The organism is Rhodobacter sp. 24-YEA-8 (assembly GCF_900105075.1).
GTDB lineage: Bacteria > Pseudomonadota > Alphaproteobacteria > Rhodobacterales > Rhodobacteraceae > Pseudogemmobacter.
Window position 1 is genome coordinate 2,698,482 of record NZ_FNSK01000001.1, and the last position, 16,443, is coordinate 2,714,924.

A 16,443-nucleotide genomic window follows, 5' to 3' on the forward strand; every position below is an offset into this window, starting at 1 on the left:
CACCATCTCATCCCTCTGCGCGCGTTTACTTCGATCCCGGAAACAACTAACCTTCGCGCTGTCGTCGCGCCCTTGTTCAGGGCGGTTCCCGCGTGAGGAGACCTGATGTTGTCCGCATTCCCGATGGCCCGCAAGTCCCTGGGCCGGTTCCTTTTTGTCTTCTTCGCGCTCTTTGCCGCCGCCTGCGTTCCGCAAGACGGCGGCGGCGGCACGCCCGGCAAATCCGACCGTTCAAAGCCGGTACAGGTTGCATTGCTGGTGCCGGGCGGGTCGGGCCAGGCCAGTGATCAGGTCCTGGCCAACAGCCTGACCAATGCCGCGCGCCTTGCCGCAGCCGATCTCTCGGGCGTCAAAATCGACCTTCGCATCTATCAGACCGGCGGCAACCCGTCCCAGGCCTCGGCGGCTGCAATCCAGGCCGTGGCCGAAGGCGCCGAGATCATCCTTGGCCCGGTTTTCGCGCAGGAGGCCAATGCCGCAGGCGTCGCCATGGCCGGCAAGGGCATCAATGTTCTCGCCTTCTCGAACAATGTCGATATCGCCGGCGGCAATGTCTTTGTGCTGGGCCCGACCTTCGACAATGCGGCCCGCCGCATGGCGTCTTATGCGGTCAGACAGGGCCGCAACCGCATCATGATCGTGCATGAAAAGAACAGCGCAGGCGAGGCCGGCAAACGCGCCATCCAGCGTGGTGTCTCGGCCGCAGGCGGCACTGTCGTAGGTGTCTCCGGATATGATTTCAGCCAGCAAGGCGTGTCGGCTGCTGCACCGGGCATCGTTTCCACCGTGCGTGACACCGGGGCATCGGCCGTATTCCTGACTGCGGATACCGCGGGCGCGCTGCCGCTTTTGAGCCAGCTGTTGCTGGACAATGGGCTTGACCGCAATGCGGCGAAGTTCCTTGGTCTGACCCGCTGGGATGTGCCTGCACAGACGCTGGGCCTGCCGGGCGTCCAGGGCGGCTGGTTCACCCTGCCCGACCCCAATCTTTATGCACAGTTCCAAAATCGCTACCAGGCCTCTTACGGCGCGGCGCCGCATCCGATTGCCGGCCTCGCCTATGACGGGATCGCTGCCATCGGCGCGCTGGCGCGGCAGGGCAACGACCTTTCCACAGGCTCGCTGACGCAGAATGCCGGTTTCGTAGGCGTCTCCGGCATCTTCCGGCTGCGCAGCAATGGCACCAATGAACGCGGCCTCGCCGTCGCCGAAATCCGCAACAATCAGGTGGTCGTGATTGACCCTGCGCCCCGCAGCTTCTCCGGCGCCGGGCTCTGATCCCGCCCCGCGCAAGCGGGCAGGACAGGGCGCCTCCGGAACCGGCCCTGAACCGGACGACAAGGCAGCCGGATTTGTTCCGGCTGCCGTCCCGCTTTTGCTGCCCGAAGACGCGATCATCGACACAGAGGCCGTGACGGCAGCGATCCTTGCCGATCTTGCGCCCGGGCTTGACGGAAAGGCCTTGCGCGCCGTTGCGGTCGCGCATCTGGCTGCGGCAAAAACCCGCGCCAATGCCGCCCTGGCCGAGGCATTCCGCGACCATCCGGCCGAGGCAAGACCGCTGATCTCGGCCCAGGCCTGGCTGACGGATCAACTGGTGATCATCGCCTTCACCATCGCGCAAAAGCTGCATCCGGTGGCGCTCCCGACCGATGCCGAACGGCTCGCGATACTCGCGGTCGGCGGCTACGGCCGCGCCGAGATGGCGCCGCATTCCGATATCGACCTTCTGTTCCTGACCCCGATGAAAACCACGCCATGGGCGGAATGCGTGGTTGAATCAATGCTTTACATGCTCTGGGATCTGAAGCTGAAGGTGGGCCATGCGGTCCGGACCATCCGCGATTGCCTCCGCCTTGCGCGCGAAGACATCACGATCCGCACCGCGATGCTCGAGAAACGCTTTATCACCGGTGACAAGGCGCTGGCCGGGGAACTGGCGGAAAAGCTCTGGAATGAGGTCTTCCGCAAAACCGGCCCTGAATTCATCGAGGCAAAACTCGCGGAGCGGGCAGAGCGCCACCGCCGCCAGGGCGGCCAGCGCTATGTGCTGGAACCCAATGTCAAAGAGGGCAAGGGGGGGCTGCGCGACCTCCAGACGCTGTACTGGATCGGCAAATATCTGCACAGGGTGCCGAAAGCGGCGGGCCTGGTGAATGCCGGTCTCTTCACCCGCGAGGAATATGAGGCCTTCCGCGCCGCTGAGGATTTCCTCTGGGTGGTGCGCAGCCATCTGCATTACATCACCGGCCGTCCGACCGATCAGCTGACCTTCGATCTCCAGCCCGAGGTGGCTTTGCGCATGGGCTATAAGGATGCCCGTGGCCGGCGCGCGGTCGAGATCTTCATGCAGGATTACTTCCGCCACGCCACCCGCGTCGGCGAGCTGACCCGCATCTTCCTGACCGGGCTCGAGGCACGGCATGCCAAGCGCGAGGCCTCGCTGATGGGGCTGTTCAAGCTGACCAAACGCGTCCGTCCGGGCTATCGCCTGGTTCAGGGCCGGATCGACGTGGTGAACCCGGCAGAGTTCCTGAAAGACAAACTGAATCTGTTGCGGGTTTTTGAGGAAGGGCTGCGGACCGGCTATCTGCTGCACCCGAATGTCATGCGTCTGGTCACCGCGAACCTCGCGCTGATCGATGACGAGATGCGCGAAGACCCCGAAGCGGCGCGGATCTTCCTCGATCTGTTGCTGAAACATGGCAACCCGGAACGCAGCCTGAGGCGGATGAACGAGCTGGGCGTGCTTGCCGCATTCATCCCTGAATTCGAACCCATCGTCGCGATGATGCAGTTCAACGTCTACCATTCCTACACGGTGGATGAACACACGATCCAATGCATCTCGACCCTGGCGCAGATCGAGCGCGAAGAGCTGATCGAAGAGCTGCCCTTGTCGTCGGAAATTCTCAAGACCGGCGTGAGCCGCAAGGTGCTTTATGTCGCGCTTTTGCTGCATGATATCGGCAAGGGCCGGCCCGAGGATCATTCGATTCTCGGCGCCCAGATCGCCCGGCGGGTGACGCCGCGCCTCGGGCTGAGTGATGAAGAATGCGAGACAGTCGAATGGCTGGTGCGCTGGCATCTTCTGATGTCCGACATGGCGCAGAAACGCGATATCGGCGATCCACGCACGGTCAGGGATTTTGCCAAAGCGGTAAAGACCCGCAAACGCCTTGACCTGCTGACGGTGCTGACGGTCTGCGATATCCGGGGCGTCGGGCCGAACACCTGGAACAACTGGAAAGCGATGCTGCTGCGTCAACTCCACCAGGTCACCGCCGAGGCGCTGGAGGCGGGGCTGGAAACCGTCAACCGCGAGAACCGTGCCGATGAGGCCAGGCGGGCCCTGCGCGAGGCCCTGCCCGACTGGGACGCCAAAGACCTGCGCGCCGAGACGCAGCGCCATTATCCGCAATACTGGCAGGGGCTGGAAACCTCGACCCAGGCCGTTTTCGCGCGGCTGCTGCTCGGGATCGGCGATGATGAGATCCGCATCGATCTGGAACCGGATCTCTCGCGCGATGCCACCCGCGCCTGTTTCGCGCTGGCCGATCACCCCGGTATTTTCTCGCGGCTCGCGGGCGCACTGGCGCTGGTGGGCGCGAATGTGGTCGATGCCCGCACCTATACGTCAAAAGACGGCTATGCCACGGCAGTGTTCTGGGTTCAGGATGCCGAGGGCCACCCTTATGAGATCTCCCGCCTGCCCCGGCTGCGCGGCATGATCGAAAAGACACTGCGTGGTCAGGTTGTGGCGCGCGAGGCCCTGAAAGATCGCGACAAGGTGAAACGGCGCGAGCGGGAATTCCGCTTCCCGACCCATATCACCATCGATAACGAAGGCTCGGATATCTACACGATCATCGAGGTCGATACCCGCGACCGCCCGGGTCTGCTTTATGACCTGACCCGGACGCTGGCGAATAACAACATCTCGATCGTTTCCGCGGTGATCGCGACTTACGGTGCCCAGGTGGTCGACACATTCTATGTGAAAGACACGTTCGGGCTGAAACTGCACGAAAAACGGCGCCAGGAAGCGCTGGAAAAAAAGCTGCGCCAGGCGATAAGCGATGGTGCGGAACGGGCGCAGGCCCAGGGCTGAACGAAACAGATCGCAGACGCGAGGAGCAGATCCCGAAATGAAACCGATCCGGCTGGTGGCGGGGTTCCTCACCGTAGGCTTCTGGACGCTGATTTCACGCGTCGCGGGCCTCGTGCGAGATATGTTCATGGCGGCCTATCTTGGCGACGGGCCGGTCAGCCAGGCGCTGGTCGCGGCGCAATCCCTGCCGAATATGTTCCGCAGGCTCTTTGCCGAGGGCGCCTTCAACATGGCATTCGTGCCAATGTATGCCAAAAAGCTTGAGGCAGGCGAGGATGCCAATGGCTTTGCCCGCGATGCGTTCTGGACAATGGCGGCCTTTCTCGCGGTCTTTTCGGCGGTCTGTATCGTGGCCATGCCGGTGCTGGTCTGGATCCTCGCAGCCGGCTTCGAGGTGGATACCCGCTTTGATCTGGCGATCACCTATGGCCGGATCGCATTCCCCTATATCCTCTTCATCTCGCTGACCGCGCTCTTGTCAGGGGTGCTGAACTCGATGGGACGCTTCCTTGCGACCTCGGCAGTCACCGCGCTTTTGTCGCTGACGATGATCGCCGGCATGATCTTTGCGCGCCGGTTCGACTGGGATATGGGCATCACATTGGCCTGGGCAATCTCGATCTCGGGCGTGTTGCAGCTTTTGGCCGTGTGGTTCGCGCTGAAGCGGCTCGGGTTTTCGCTGCCCTTCCAGCTGCCGAAATGGACGCCCGAGCTGAAGCGCCTTGCCATCATCGCCGCGCCGGCAGCACTTGCTGGGGGCGTGGTCCAGGTCAATCTCGTCGTGGGCCGCCGGGTGGCAAGCTATACTGATGGCGCTATGACCTGGCTTTACAATGCCGACCGGCTTTATCAGCTGCCGCTGGGGGTGGTGGGGATCGCGATTGGCGTGGTCCTGCTGCCGGAACTGGCGCGGCGGCTGCGGGCCTCGGATGCCGAAGGCGCGCGGTTCAGCTTTTCGCGCGGGGCGGAATTTGCGCTTTTGCTGACCCTGCCGGCAGCGGTCGCGCTGATCGTGATCGCGCGGCCCATCATCGGTGTGATCTTCGAGCGTGGCGCCTATAGCGCCCATGCCGCCGACAATACCGCCCTGGCATTGGCGATCTACGGCGCGGGCCTGCCGGCCTTCGTGCTGCACAAGGTTCTGCAACCGCAGTTTTACGCCCGCCATGACACGCGGCGCCCGTTCAATTATGCGGTGGTCGCGATGGTGGTGAACCTGGTTGTTGCCGTCGCGCTGATGCCCCTGATCGGCTTTCTCGCGGCGGCGATTGCGACCACGGTTTCGGCCTGGATCATGGTGGTTCAGCTCTGGCTTGGCTCGCGCAGCATGGGGATCTCGGCCACGATGGATGACCGGTTCCGCCAGCGGCTGCCCCGGATCATCCTGTCTTCGCTGCTGATGGGCGCGGTGCTGCTCGGGCTGGTCTGGATCATGGGCGATGCCGTGACCGAAAAAGGCACCCGGACGCCTTTGCTTCTGGCCCTGGTTCTGGCGGGAATGGTGAGTTACTTCCTCGCCGCGACGCTTACCGGTGCCATGAACCTCGCCGATCTTAAATCCTCGCTCAGGCGCGGAAAGCGGGCGTGAACCTCAGCGCGCCACCATGGCGCGCTGATTGATCAGAAGTGATGCGATCACCACCACAACCCCGGCGATTTGCAGCGCCGAGGGCATGATCTGCAACAAGGCCGCATCCAGCACCAGCGCCGTCACCGGCGTCAGCAGGATCAGCGGCATGATCGCGACCGCCCCAACAGCCTCGATCCCCCGGAACCACAACAGGAACGGGATCCCGGTCAGCACGATGGCAAGGATCACAAAGGCCACGATGTTCAGCCCGGTCAGCGGGCCCTGGAAATCGCCGATCAGAAGCGCGACCAGCGTCAGCTCGATACCGCCGATCAGAAGTTGCCAGGCGGTGAAAGAGGTGATGCTGATCCCCGGGCTGCCCCAGCGGCTGAGCAGCACGCCCCCGAGCGAGATCGACAGCACACAGCCCAGCATCGCGGCGACGCCGATCCCGTCAATCGCAGCTCCGTCCTTGAGTACCACCATCGCCACGCCCAAAAGACCCAGAAGCACCGCAAAGAATTGCAGCCCCGTCGGTCTTCGGTGCAGGATCCCCCAGGCCATCAGCAGCACGAGCACGGGCCCAAGCGCCTGAAACACCGCCGCGACACCGCCCTGGAGCCGCATCGCGCCGATGAAAAACAGCCCGAAGAAAAACCCGACATTCAGCGTGCCGAGGACGATCATCCGACCCCACCAGCCCGGCAGGGGCAGTTCGCGGCTCAGAAGAAACAGAAAGCCCGCACCGCCCACCGCCCGCACCGCGCCGGCCATTTCCGGATGCGGCGGCAGCCAGCGCCCGGCCAGCATATAGGTAAAGCCCCAGAGAATGGTGCAGATGGCGGCTCCGGTTTTTGGTCCGATCATGGGTCTTCCTGCGGCGTCAGTGATGCGCCCTTCTGTCACCCATCGCCGCGACAGGCGCAACCGACCGCCGCGCGCAGCCAGAATGCCCGGGCCGCACCAAGCGCGCTCAGCGGTTGCGCAGCCGCGCGCGAACCCGACCCCAGCCGCCGGGGCTGACAAGGAAGGACAGCGCAAAACCGGCGGCGAAACCGGCCACTTCGGCGATCCATTCAAAGCCGCCGCCGAACAGCACGCCGAACAGAAGCTGCACAAACAGAAGCATCCCGATCAGCGTGAAGGCGCGATAGCCATTCGAGCCGGTCCCGATCAGCTGCACCCACAAAAGGAAGGTAAAGGCGCCGATCAGCCCGTAAACCCCGGAATAGGCCCCGATCAGCGGGTAATTTTCATAGGGCACCAGGGCGATAAAGGCGAAGGCCCCGGCCCAGCTTGCCCCGTAGAACACGCCGAGGACAGCCCACCAGCGGAAAACCTCACCGACCATCTTGCCAAGCGCCAGCAACAGGACCACCGCAAACAGCGCGCTGGTCGTGGTCTGATGCACGAAGGGGAAGGCGACAAAGCGCAGAGCCAATTCGTCCCAGACCCGGTTGGCCCAGAAATACTCAACGACATTGCGCGCCACCGCGTAATCCATCAGGGCGCTCTGGCGCCAGCCGATGCCGCCCGGCCCTCCGATCACCCCGGCCTCGGCGAGACCCAGCACGATCTCGGCCGCAATCATCGGCAGCGCCAATGCCCAGACAACCCAGGGCAGCTGGTTGATCGGGCTGGCATTCGGATCGGTATCATACATGCGGCACGCATCCCCTTCGGGCGCGATGTTGACGCCCCTCCTGCGAAGCCTTACGCCGTGCAGGTCAGTTTTTCCAGACGGAGAGCATCATGTCCTCGCAAGACATCCAGGGTCAGGGCGGCTCCAATCCAGGTTTCACGCCGCGGATCTTTTCCGGCATCCAGCCCTCGGGCGGGATGACGCTGGGGAATTACCTCGGCGCGCTGAAGCGCTTTGCCGAAAAGCAGGATCAGGGGATCGAGACGATCTATTGCGTCGTCGATCTGCATGCGATCACCGTCTGGCAGGATCCCGAAAAACTGCGCCACCAGACACGCGAGATCACGGCGGCCTATCTGGCCAGCGGCATCGACCCGGCGCGCTCGATCATCTTCAACCAGAGCCAGGTGACGGGACATGCCGAGCTGGCCTGGATCTTCAACTGCGTCGCCCGCATCGGCTGGATGTACCGGATGACCCAGTTCAAGGACAAAACAGCCGGCAAGAATGCCGAGAATTCCTCGCTGGGCCTGCTGGCCTATCCCTCCCTGATGGCGGCGGATATCCTGCTTTATCACACGACCGGCGTGCCGGTGGGCGAAGATCAGAAACAGCATCTCGAACTGACCCGCGACATCGCGGCCAAGTTCAACCATGATTACGGTGTCAATTTCTTCCCGATCACCGAGCCGCTGATCGAGGGCACCGCGACCCGCGTGATGTCCCTGCGCGATGGCACGAAGAAAATGTCGAAATCCGACCCGTCAGATGCCAGTCGGATCAATCTCACCGATGATGCCGATACGATCGCGAAGAAGATCCGCAAGGCCACCACCGATCCGAACCCGCTGCCCGAGACCGTGGAGGGGCTGAAGGACCGCCCCGAGGCAAAGAACCTCGTGAATATCTACGCGGCCCTGGCCGGGATCAGCGCCGAAGCGGTGATCCGGGAGTTCGCCGGCGCGCAATTCGGCACCTTCAAGCCGCGTCTCGCCGATCTGGCGGTGGCAAAGCTTTCGCCGATCACCGAGGCAATGAACCGCTATATGCAGGACCCGGCCGAGATCGACCGCATCCTTGGCGAAGGCGCTGGCCGCGCCGATGCCATTGCCAGCCCGATCCTTGCGAAGACTAAAGAGATTGTCGGCATGATCGGCTCGCGCGGCAGGTGATCGCGGCAGGCTATCGGGCACAGGCCCGGAAAGCCCCATTGTCATAAGCCTGAATCGAGGCGCTGGCAGGATCGGAGTCGCTTCGGGAGGTCCTGTCCCCCCTTTGCCGATGGGTCATCCCCTGCCCCTCCGGCACCACCCGATGACCTGGCCCCCGTGCAATCTGTACGGGGGTCACTTTCTGCCTGCGGGTACCTTTTCCATTTACACCGCCCCGGGCGGAAGCCATGATGAGCACGTTGTAACAACAGGCCGCGCCTCAGCGGCTATCTCCCATGAAAATGACAGGTTTTGACCGGCTGGCACGCGAAGTCTGTGCCAAATACGGTTTCTGCGGCTCTGGCCATACCGGGATCTTCGTGCATTTTACCGATTTTCTTCCGGAAACCGGTCCGGTCACAGCCGAAGACTTCACCAACTGGCTGCTGATCGCCGATGGTTACGATCCCGAAAGGCAGGCAGAGGTCTTTGAAGAGTTCAGAGCCATCTTCCGTCCCATATTCATAAAGCATATGGGCGCCGACTGCGTGGATGCCGGCTTGCTTTATTATTCTCCGGGCAGCAGCGACGGCCCCTTTCATCCACGCCGCTGGGCCAGACCAGGATCCGGGCCGAAACGCTGACCCGGATTGCGGCCCGCCCCGCAAGAATCGCAATTACCTGTGGAAACCCCGGTTTTCCACAGGATCCTCCACAACAAACTGCTTTACATGATTCGCGGAACGAATCAGGATAAATCAATATCTGGTGGGGGCTGTGGATAAATCCGCATAACCTTGCAGGTTCCCCAGCTTCTGGTGGTTATCCACAGGGCAGAAGCGTCATGATGAGGCCGGGCATGTCACTTTCCGAAGATTATCTGCTCTCGGATGAGATCCATCCCATCGACATCGTCGAGACGCTGGCCGCCAGCAATGCCTGGGAATTCGACCGCGTCACCGATGATCAGATCGCCATGGCGGTCGAAGGCCTGTGGCGCACCTATTCGCTGACCCTTGCCTGGTCCGACCAGGACGAGACATTGCGCCTGATCTGCACCTTCGAGATGGAGCCCCCCGAGGGCCGCATGGCCGAGCTTTACGAGCTGATCAACCGCTGCAATGACACGGTCTGGACCGGCGGTTTCACCTGGTGGGATGACCAGAAACTGATGGTCTGGCGTTATGGGCTCTGCCTTGCCGGCGGCCAGACGGCCGGGCCGGAACAGATCGACAAACTGATTTCCTCGGCGGTGCTGGCGGCCGAGCGCTTTTACCCGGCCTTCCAGCTGACCCTTTGGGGTGGCCGCGCGCCGGTGGATGCGATGAAAGTCGCCATTGCAGAGGCTTACGGCCGCGCCTAACCTCGCCGCCCGAACGGGCGGAAAGGCAGGACCATGTCAGCTGATATCAAAATCGAACACGGGCTTTTGCTGCTTGGCTGCGGCAAAATGGGATCGGCGCTGCTCAGGGGCTGGCTGGATTTCGGCGTGCCTGCCAGCAATGTCTGGGTGATCGAGCCGCATCCCTCGGACTGGCTGCAAGCAACCGGGGTACATCTGAATAAAGGCGTGCCGGACCGCGCGGAAATCGCCATTCTTGCCGTGAAACCGCAGATGATGGGTGCCGCGTTGCCGGGGCTGACCGCGCTTGGGAATGACGAAACGCTGTTCATCTCAATCGCCGCCGGGACGACGATTGCCACGCTGGAACAGGTGCTTGGGGCCAGGACACCGATCGTCCGGGTGATGCCGAACACCCCGGCGATGGTCGGGCGTGGCATTTCGGGCCTTGTCGGCAATGCCCATGCCTCTGCCGCGCAGATCGCGCAATCGCGGCTGCTGATGCAGGCCGTGGGCGAGGTGGTCGAGCTGGAGAACGAGACCCAGATCGATGCGGTGACAGCCGTATCCGGCTCTGGCCCGGCCTATGTCTTCCATCTGATCGAAGCGCTGGCTGCCGCCGGTGAAGCCGAGGGCCTTTCCCCCGAGATCGCGATGAAACTGGCGCGGGCGACCGTCACCGGATCGGGCGAGCTGGCCTATCGCTCGGAAGACAGCGCTGAACAGTTGCGGATCAATGTGACCTCGCCCGGTGGCACCACCGCCGCCGCCCTTGCAGTGCTGATGGAGACGGAGACCGGTTTTCCGGCGCTTCTGAAACGGGCGGTGAAAGCAGCGGCGGACCGCGGCCGGGAATTGGGCAAGTGAGCACGGAAATGACAGATCAGATCAGCTATGACGACTTCGCAAAGGTCGATATCCGGGTGGGCCGGATCATCGAGGCCGAACCTTTCCCCGAGGCCCGCAAGCCCGCTTTCAAGCTGCGCATCGATTTCGGGCCCGAGATCGGCGTGAAACGCTCTTCGGCCCAGATCACCAGGCATTACACGATTGAAGGGTTGATCGGTCGCCAGGTGCTGGCGGTGGTGAACTTCCCGCCGCGCCAGATCGGGCCGGTGCGCTCCGAGGTGCTGGTGCTGGGTGTGCCGGATGAGGCGGGCGAGGTTGTGCTGCTGAGCCCCGGCCATGAGGTGCCCCTGGCCGGGAAGATGTTCTGACAAACCGCTTGCCCCTCTAGTGACTAGAGGGATTAGAACTGATTCGATGATAAAAGGCCGCTGCCGGTTCCCACCGGGCAGTGGCCGGAGGATCGGTGATGCAAGAGACGAACAGACGTGAATGGCAGGTGGGGGGCATGGATTGCGCCTCCTGCACGGTGAAGGTGACGAAGGCGGTCGAAAAACTGCCCGGCGTCGGCGATGTACGCGTTGCACTGATGAGCGAGCGGCTTTCGGCAACGCTGAGCGAGGGCGGTGCCGGCCCCGAAGAGGTCGAAGCGGTGGTACGCCGGCTTGGCTATGAGATCAGCGCCGGCAAGGGCGGCCCGGCAACGCCACGGCCTGATCAGGATCACGGTAAGGCGGAAGACGATCCCGGTCATGGCGCCCCGGGCCATGTTCATTCGCATGACGATCCGGCAGATCGCGGCAAGGCCTGGTATGCGACGGGCAAAGGGCGGCTGGTGATCTTCACCGGCATCCTCCTGGCTCTGGCCTGGATTTTCGAGCTGCTGACCAATGCCGAATATGGCTATTGGGCCTTCCTGGCCGCCTGTGTGATCGGCGTCGCCCCGGTCGCGAAACGCGCTTTCGAAGCGTTGCGGATGGGTCAGCCCTTCACGATTGAAAGCCTGATGACCATTGCCGCCATCGGCGCGCTGTTCATCGGCGCGGCGGAAGAGGCGGCGCTGGTTGTCTTCCTCTTCGCGGTGGGCGAGGTGCTCGAAGGCGTTGCCTCGAACAAGGCACGTGACGGCATCCGCGCGCTGGCAAATCTCGTGCCGAAAACCGCATTGCTGGAAGAGGGCGGCACGACGCGTGTGGTGCAGGTCTCAGACCTTGCCATCGGGCAGACGGTCCTTGTGCGCCCCGGCGACCGGATCCCGGCGGATGGCACGATCCTTGAAGGGTCCAGTGGCATTGATGAAAGCCCGGTCACCGGCGAGAGCATCCCTGTCACCAAAGGCCCTGAAGATGCCGTTTTCGCAGGCTCGATCAATACCGAAGCCGTGCTGCGCATCGCCGTCAGCCGCGAGGCCTCGGACAATACCATCGCCCGCATCATCCGCCTCGTCGAAGACGCGGAAGAGGCCCGCGCGCCCACCGAGCGCTTCATCGACCGCTTCTCGCGGTTTTACATGCCGGCCATTGTCGGGCTTTCAGCACTGGTGATCCTGATACCACCGCTTGTGGGTGGCGGCGACTGGGACACCTGGATCTATCGTGGTCTTGCGCTTTTGCTGATCGGCTGCCCCTGCGCTCTGGTGATTTCGGTGCCGGCCTCTATCGCCTCGTCGCTCTCTGCGGGCGCGAAAAAGGGGCTGCTGCTGAAAGGCGGTGCGGTAATCGAAGCTGCGGCCACCGTGCGCCGCATCGCCTTTGACAAAACCGGTACACTGACGCATGGCAAGCCTGTCGTGACCGATCTGGTGGCGGCGCCAGGGGCAGGCGAGGCCGAACTTCTCGCGGTTGCAGGCGCGGTCGAGACCGGCTCGTCCCACCCGCTGGCCCGCGCGGTGCTGGACCGCATTGCAGCTGCGGGCATCACCGCTCTGCCCGCACGTGAAGCGCGGGCAATCATCGGCAAGGGCGTGGAGGCGATGATCACAACGCCCAAGGGCGAGGTCAGAGCCTGGGTCTCATCCCCCCACCATGCACATGCGAGTGGTGGCATCGACACCGCATTGAACGACCGCGCCGGCACGCTCGAATCCGAAGGAAAGACCGTGGTTGCGGTCTATGACGAGACGAGGGCCTTCGGCCTGATCGCCATGCGCGATGAACCCCGCAGCGACGCCGCCGATGCGATGCGGCAATTGCAGGCGATGGGGATCGGTGCAACCATTCTCACCGGCGACAATCCCCGCACCGCTGCCGCCATTGCAGGCGGTCTCGGAATGGAGTTCCGCGCCCAGATGATGCCTGAAGACAAGCTTGCGGTGATCCGCGAGATGGGGGCGGAAGGCGGTGTCATGATGATCGGTGACGGCATCAATGACGCACCGGCGCTGAAACAGGCGGGCGTGGGCGTCGCGATGGGCTCGGGCACCGATGTGGCGCTGGAGACTGCGGATGCCGCGATCCTGCGCGACCGGGTCTCGGATGTACCCGCGCTGATCCGGCTGTCGCGCGCGACCATGGCGAATATCCGGCAGAACATCGCCCTGGCCCTCGGGCTGAAGGCGGTGTTCCTGGTGACCTCGGTGCTGGGGATCACCGGGCTCTGGATCGCCATTCTCGCCGATACCGGCGCAACCGTGCTGGTGACGCTGAACGCGCTGCGGCTGCTGGCCTATGATCCGGGGCGCGAAGGCTGAGTTGGCGAGGCGCCCGGCCTGACGTTTCGCCCTGCAGATGATGCGCCTGCCAGCCCTCGCCAGGTTTGCCGCACTCTTCGCCTGCGTCTCCTTCCTGCTCAAAGGCGGCCCTGGCGCGGCCCGGGCCGTCTGCAGCGCGACGCGGGGGGTCCGGGGGGTCTTAACCCCCCGACCTTGCCAGAGAAATCCCCATCACCCGCGTGCAAGCCGCGCAAGCCAGGCCCGGCCAAGACGTGCGGTTCCTTCGGCGAAATGCGGGGCCATGGCCTGCGGCTCCGGCGCCTCGATATGACTGCCGATCCAGGCCAGAAGCGCCATCCGCCGCAGCATGACAAATGTGTCGATCTCGCGCTCCTCCTCCTCGGACAGGGGCGCGATGTCGCGATAGCCGGCCACCCAGGCCGCGCGCAAAGCCGGAACCTGGGGGTGATCTTCCATAAAGCTCACCGCCGCCGCAAAGTCGTAAAGATACCAGCCGAGCCCGGAATCATCGAAATCAATCAAAACGGTACGTGACCCGTCGATCAGCAGATTGGTCAGCCGCATATCGCCATGGATCAGCCCATAGCGCGCCTGCCCCTTGCCCCAGGCCGCCAGCCGCAGGCGGATCATCTGCTCTGCTTTCTCCAGCACTTCGCGGATCTCAGGCGTCACATTCGGGCCAGCGCGCCAGTCGCCCCAGGTCGCGCCGGGCCCAAACACGGCCGCCTCATCCCAGACCAGCCGCTCCAGCGGTTCCGCCGATTGCCAGCCCCGTGCATGGATATGGGTTCTGGCTGCAATTGCCCCAAGGCTGCGAAACGGCGCCACCAGATCATCATCCGGCCCCGGCTGCCGGCCCGGCGCGAATTCGAACATCACCATGTAGCGCCCGGCATCGCGGCCCGCTTCAACTCCGGGCACCGGCGCCTCCTGTACCAGCGCGCCATTCACCCCGGCGATCACGGCAGGCGTATCAATCCCGGCATCGCGTGCCAGCGCCTGGCTCCAGGCCAGTTCCTGGCCGATGCCGGTCCGCGTGTGATAGCCCGGCCGATGCACCCGCAGCACCGCGCGAAACGCCCCCGCCTCCACCAGCCAGGTCATGTTTTCGGCAATGTTCAGAAGGCTCACTTCTGCCCCCGCCGGCACCGGCCAGAGCGGCAAGGCCGCTTCCACCATCTGGCGGATCATAACCAGCTCGTCTTCCAGCGCCATATCGGTCTTTGCCAAAACCCGGATCTCCCTGCGCGGTCCTGCCGTCTCATGCGACTTTCACGGATCACAGATTTCGCCGCATGGGCCGCGCCCTTCAAGCAGGAATGCCGGGATGCATGTGGTTTTTAACCGCGCGCGCCCTGCCTGACCCCGCTTTGCGCGCCTCCGGGTCGCGATCACCGCCATCGGACGCCGAGCGGGAAAAGCTATAACGACACGCTGTAGCGGTGCGGTTCCCTGCAGTTCTGGCCGGAGATGGACATAGTGTGGGTCGTGCCGAAGGTCGGAACCAGCCCCCGGTGTTCAGCGATGCGGCTGTCCGGGTTTGTCTGATGGTGACAGCTCTGATCGGCCAGCCGCTTCGACAAACGACCAGAATTGTGACAAGCGGTCTCCCGATGGCCGGCCCTGACGGGCCGGTGCCGGGCTTTTCCGCCCTGCTCCGGGTCCGCTGAACCTGGCGGTGGGGTCTTCGACACAGGGCGATGCCATCGCACGATCCTTGAGCGCGGCGGTATCGCGGTCACACCTATCTGCAGAAATGAACGAAGATGGCACGAGGACTGCCCTTGCCGCGAACGCCTGTGACGACTTCGTCGGACTTACGCGGCACCTATGCCGCCCCTGTTCCTCCTCAACCTGGAAACCCTGGTCCGGATATCAGGTCCGGACCAGGATCAAGGCAAAGATAAAGTACCTCAAGGCCTTCGGGGAACGCATCGCGTCACGCGATCCGGATCGCCAGACTGCAGACGCCCAGTTCCGCGTGACCCGCGTCACCTGCTTCACTGCTCCCGGCGCCACCGGGATCGAACGCCTGGCCTGAGCTCAGCGGGGAAAGGGCCAGGTCCGGCTGGTACCTGACTTCTGCAACAACGCCCAAAGGGCAAATCCGGGCATGCCGGCCTGCCGTCTTTGTCGTGCCTGGCGATCACTCCCAGACGGTTCTGAACAGATCGAGCGGTATTTTCAGATAGCGCGTGCCATTGGCCTCACGCTCCGGCAGGCGGCCGGCATTGGTGTTCACCTGCAGCGCATGAAGGATCAGTTTTGGCATCGGCAGGGTCGCATCGCGCGCCTCGCGGACCGCGACGAAAGCGGCCTCACCCGGATGTTTCGAGAGATGGATATTGGTTGCCCGCTGTTCGGCGACGGTGGATTCCCAGGCCGCCGCACGCCCGCCCTGGCGGTAATCATGACCGGTGAAAAGCCGCGTCGCATCGGGAAGTGCCAGGATCTCCTGGATCGACTGCCACAGCATCCTGGCGCTGCCGCCGGGGAAATCGGCCCGTGCCGTGCCGGTATCGGGCATGAAAATCGTGTCATGGATGAAAGCCGCATCACCGATCACATAGCTGACCGACGCCATGGTGTGACCGGGCGAGAACATCACCCTGGCCGGGATTTCCCCGACCATGAATGTGTCGCCCTCATCATAGAGCCTGTCCCATTGCGATCCGTCTGCGGCCATATCGCGGTTGTAAAACCCGTTCCACAGCGCCTGAACCTTTGTCACCTTCGCCCCGATCGCAATGGGCGCTCCGGTCTGCCGTTTCAGGTAATCTGCGGCCGAGAAATGGTCGGCATGGGGATGGGTGTCGAGGATCTGATCAAGCCGGTATCCACGCTCTGCGACAAAGGCCAGCAGGCGGTCAGCCTCGATTGTGGCGGTCGCGCCTGACTTCTCGTCATAATCCAGCACCGGGTCGATAATGACACAGGCCTTTGTGGCGGGGTCTGCCACCACATATTGAACCGATCCGGTGCGGGCCTCATAAAAGCCGGTGACCTCAGGACGGGGTATCATAGGTGCCTCTTTATTCCGGACAAGTACAGGCAGCCTGTCGGCTCAGGTAGAAACATGTGTTTTTCCGAAGATACGACATCAAAGAAGG

At 63.4% G+C, this 16,443-nt stretch carries 13 protein-coding genes and 1 pseudogene; 10 read left to right on the forward strand and 4 right to left on the reverse strand.

Annotated features, from left to right (window positions below):
- Positions 1–105: 105 nt before the first annotated feature.
- The 3 genes from BLW25_RS13110 to murJ are packed head-to-tail and all read left to right on the forward strand — an operon-like array spanning position 106 to position 5,699.
- Positions 106–1,278, forward strand: a complete 1,173-nt coding sequence (locus BLW25_RS13110) for a penicillin-binding protein activator (protein ID WP_092899728.1) — start codon at positions 106–108, stop codon at positions 1,276–1,278.
- The gene (locus tag BLW25_RS13115) at positions 1,238–4,111 is read left to right on the forward strand and encodes a [protein-PII] uridylyltransferase (RefSeq protein WP_092899730.1); all 2,874 of its coding nucleotides are present in this window, start codon (positions 1,238–1,240) and stop codon (positions 4,109–4,111) included. Before BLW25_RS13110 ends, BLW25_RS13115 begins: the two co-directional genes overlap by 41 nt.
- Before the next feature lie 37 nt (positions 4,112–4,148).
- Positions 4,149–5,699 (forward strand): murein biosynthesis integral membrane protein MurJ, encoded by a 1,551-nt coding sequence (gene murJ / locus BLW25_RS13120; protein ID WP_092899732.1) that lies wholly within the window; start codon positions 4,149–4,151, stop codon positions 5,697–5,699.
- A gap of 3 nt (positions 5,700–5,702) precedes the next feature.
- Here the strand turns inward: murJ and BLW25_RS13125 are convergent, their stop codons facing one another.
- Together BLW25_RS13125 and BLW25_RS13130 are read right to left on the reverse strand one after the other, a co-directional pair.
- The gene (locus BLW25_RS13125) at positions 5,703–6,548 is read right to left on the reverse strand and encodes an EamA family transporter (RefSeq protein ID WP_092899734.1); all 846 of its coding nucleotides are present in this window, start codon (positions 6,546–6,548) and stop codon (positions 5,703–5,705) included.
- Between the two features lie 106 nt (positions 6,549–6,654).
- The gene (locus tag BLW25_RS13130; RefSeq protein WP_092899736.1) at positions 6,655–7,344 is read right to left on the reverse strand and encodes a rhomboid family intramembrane serine protease; all 690 of its coding nucleotides are present in this window, start codon (positions 7,342–7,344) and stop codon (positions 6,655–6,657) included.
- Positions 7,345–7,433: 89 nt separating this feature from the next.
- Between BLW25_RS13130 and trpS the strand changes: the two genes are divergently transcribed.
- From trpS to BLW25_RS13160, 6 genes are all read left to right on the forward strand, one after another.
- On the forward strand, positions 7,434–8,495 hold the full coding sequence (trpS, locus tag BLW25_RS13135; protein ID WP_092899738.1) for a tryptophan--tRNA ligase: 1,062 nt from the start codon (positions 7,434–7,436) through the stop codon (positions 8,493–8,495).
- A 359-nt stretch (positions 8,496–8,854) separates the two neighbouring features.
- Positions 8,855–9,118: a hypothetical protein gene (locus BLW25_RS13140; RefSeq protein ID WP_143040511.1), complete on the forward strand. Its 264-nt coding sequence runs from the start codon at positions 8,855–8,857 to the stop codon at positions 9,116–9,118.
- A 215-nt stretch (positions 9,119–9,333) separates the two neighbouring features.
- The gene (locus tag BLW25_RS13145) at positions 9,334–9,837 is read left to right on the forward strand and encodes a type III secretion system chaperone family protein (RefSeq protein ID WP_092899742.1); all 504 of its coding nucleotides are present in this window, start codon (positions 9,334–9,336) and stop codon (positions 9,835–9,837) included.
- Positions 9,838–9,870: 33 nt separating this feature from the next.
- Complete coding sequence (gene proC / locus BLW25_RS13150) at positions 9,871–10,683, forward strand: pyrroline-5-carboxylate reductase (protein ID WP_092899744.1); 813 nt, start codon at positions 9,871–9,873, stop codon at positions 10,681–10,683.
- Positions 10,684–10,691: 8 nt separating this feature from the next.
- A complete protein-coding gene (locus BLW25_RS13155) occupies positions 10,692–11,033 on the forward strand; it encodes a tRNA-binding protein (protein WP_092899746.1) in 342 nt (113 codons plus the stop codon).
- Between the two features lie 98 nt (positions 11,034–11,131).
- Positions 11,132–13,351: a heavy metal translocating P-type ATPase gene (locus BLW25_RS13160; RefSeq protein WP_092899748.1), complete on the forward strand. Its 2,220-nt coding sequence runs from the start codon at positions 11,132–11,134 to the stop codon at positions 13,349–13,351.
- Between the two features lie 192 nt (positions 13,352–13,543).
- Here BLW25_RS13160 and BLW25_RS13165 read toward each other — a convergent pair whose 3' ends face one another.
- Positions 13,544–14,563: a phosphotransferase enzyme family protein gene (locus BLW25_RS13165; RefSeq protein WP_216279365.1), complete on the reverse strand. Its 1,020-nt coding sequence runs from the start codon at positions 14,561–14,563 to the stop codon at positions 13,544–13,546.
- Between the two features lie 129 nt (positions 14,564–14,692).
- On the opposite strand from BLW25_RS13165, the pseudogene BLW25_RS13170 reads away from it, so the two are divergent.
- A pseudogene (locus BLW25_RS13170) lies at positions 14,693–15,374 on the forward strand (transposase).
- 105 nt (positions 15,375–15,479) lie between these two features.
- Here BLW25_RS13170 and BLW25_RS13175 read toward each other — a convergent pair.
- Positions 15,480–16,355 carry an MBL fold metallo-hydrolase gene (locus BLW25_RS13175; protein ID WP_171909551.1) on the reverse strand — a complete coding sequence of 292 codons (876 nt, stop codon included), beginning with the start codon at positions 16,353–16,355 and terminating at the stop codon, positions 15,480–15,482.
- Between the last annotated feature and the right edge of the window lie 88 nt (positions 16,356–16,443).

Bases quoted from the DNA above. Each gene is read 5' to 3' on its own strand.
- BLW25_RS13110 (WP_092899728.1), top strand. From the start codon at position 106: ATGTTGTCCGCATTCCCGATGGCCCGCAAGTCCCTGGGCCGGTTCCTT.
- murJ (WP_092899732.1), top strand. From the start codon at position 4,149: ATGAAACCGATCCGGCTGGTGGCGGGGTTCCTCACCGTAGGCTTCTGG.
- BLW25_RS13125 (WP_092899734.1), bottom strand. From the start codon at position 6,548: ATGATCGGACCAAAAACCGGAGCCGCCATCTGCACCATTCTCTGGGGC.
- BLW25_RS13130 (WP_092899736.1), bottom strand. From the start codon at position 7,344: ATGTATGATACCGATCCGAATGCCAGCCCGATCAACCAGCTGCCCTGG.
- trpS (WP_092899738.1), top strand. From the start codon at position 7,434: ATGTCCTCGCAAGACATCCAGGGTCAGGGCGGCTCCAATCCAGGTTTC.
- BLW25_RS13145 (WP_092899742.1), top strand. From the start codon at position 9,334: ATGTCACTTTCCGAAGATTATCTGCTCTCGGATGAGATCCATCCCATC.
- proC (WP_092899744.1), top strand. From the start codon at position 9,871: ATGTCAGCTGATATCAAAATCGAACACGGGCTTTTGCTGCTTGGCTGC.
- BLW25_RS13155 (WP_092899746.1), top strand. From the start codon at position 10,692: ATGACAGATCAGATCAGCTATGACGACTTCGCAAAGGTCGATATCCGG.
- BLW25_RS13160 (WP_092899748.1), top strand. From the start codon at position 11,132: ATGCAAGAGACGAACAGACGTGAATGGCAGGTGGGGGGCATGGATTGC.
- BLW25_RS13175 (WP_171909551.1), bottom strand. From the start codon at position 16,355: ATGATACCCCGTCCTGAGGTCACCGGCTTTTATGAGGCCCGCACCGGA.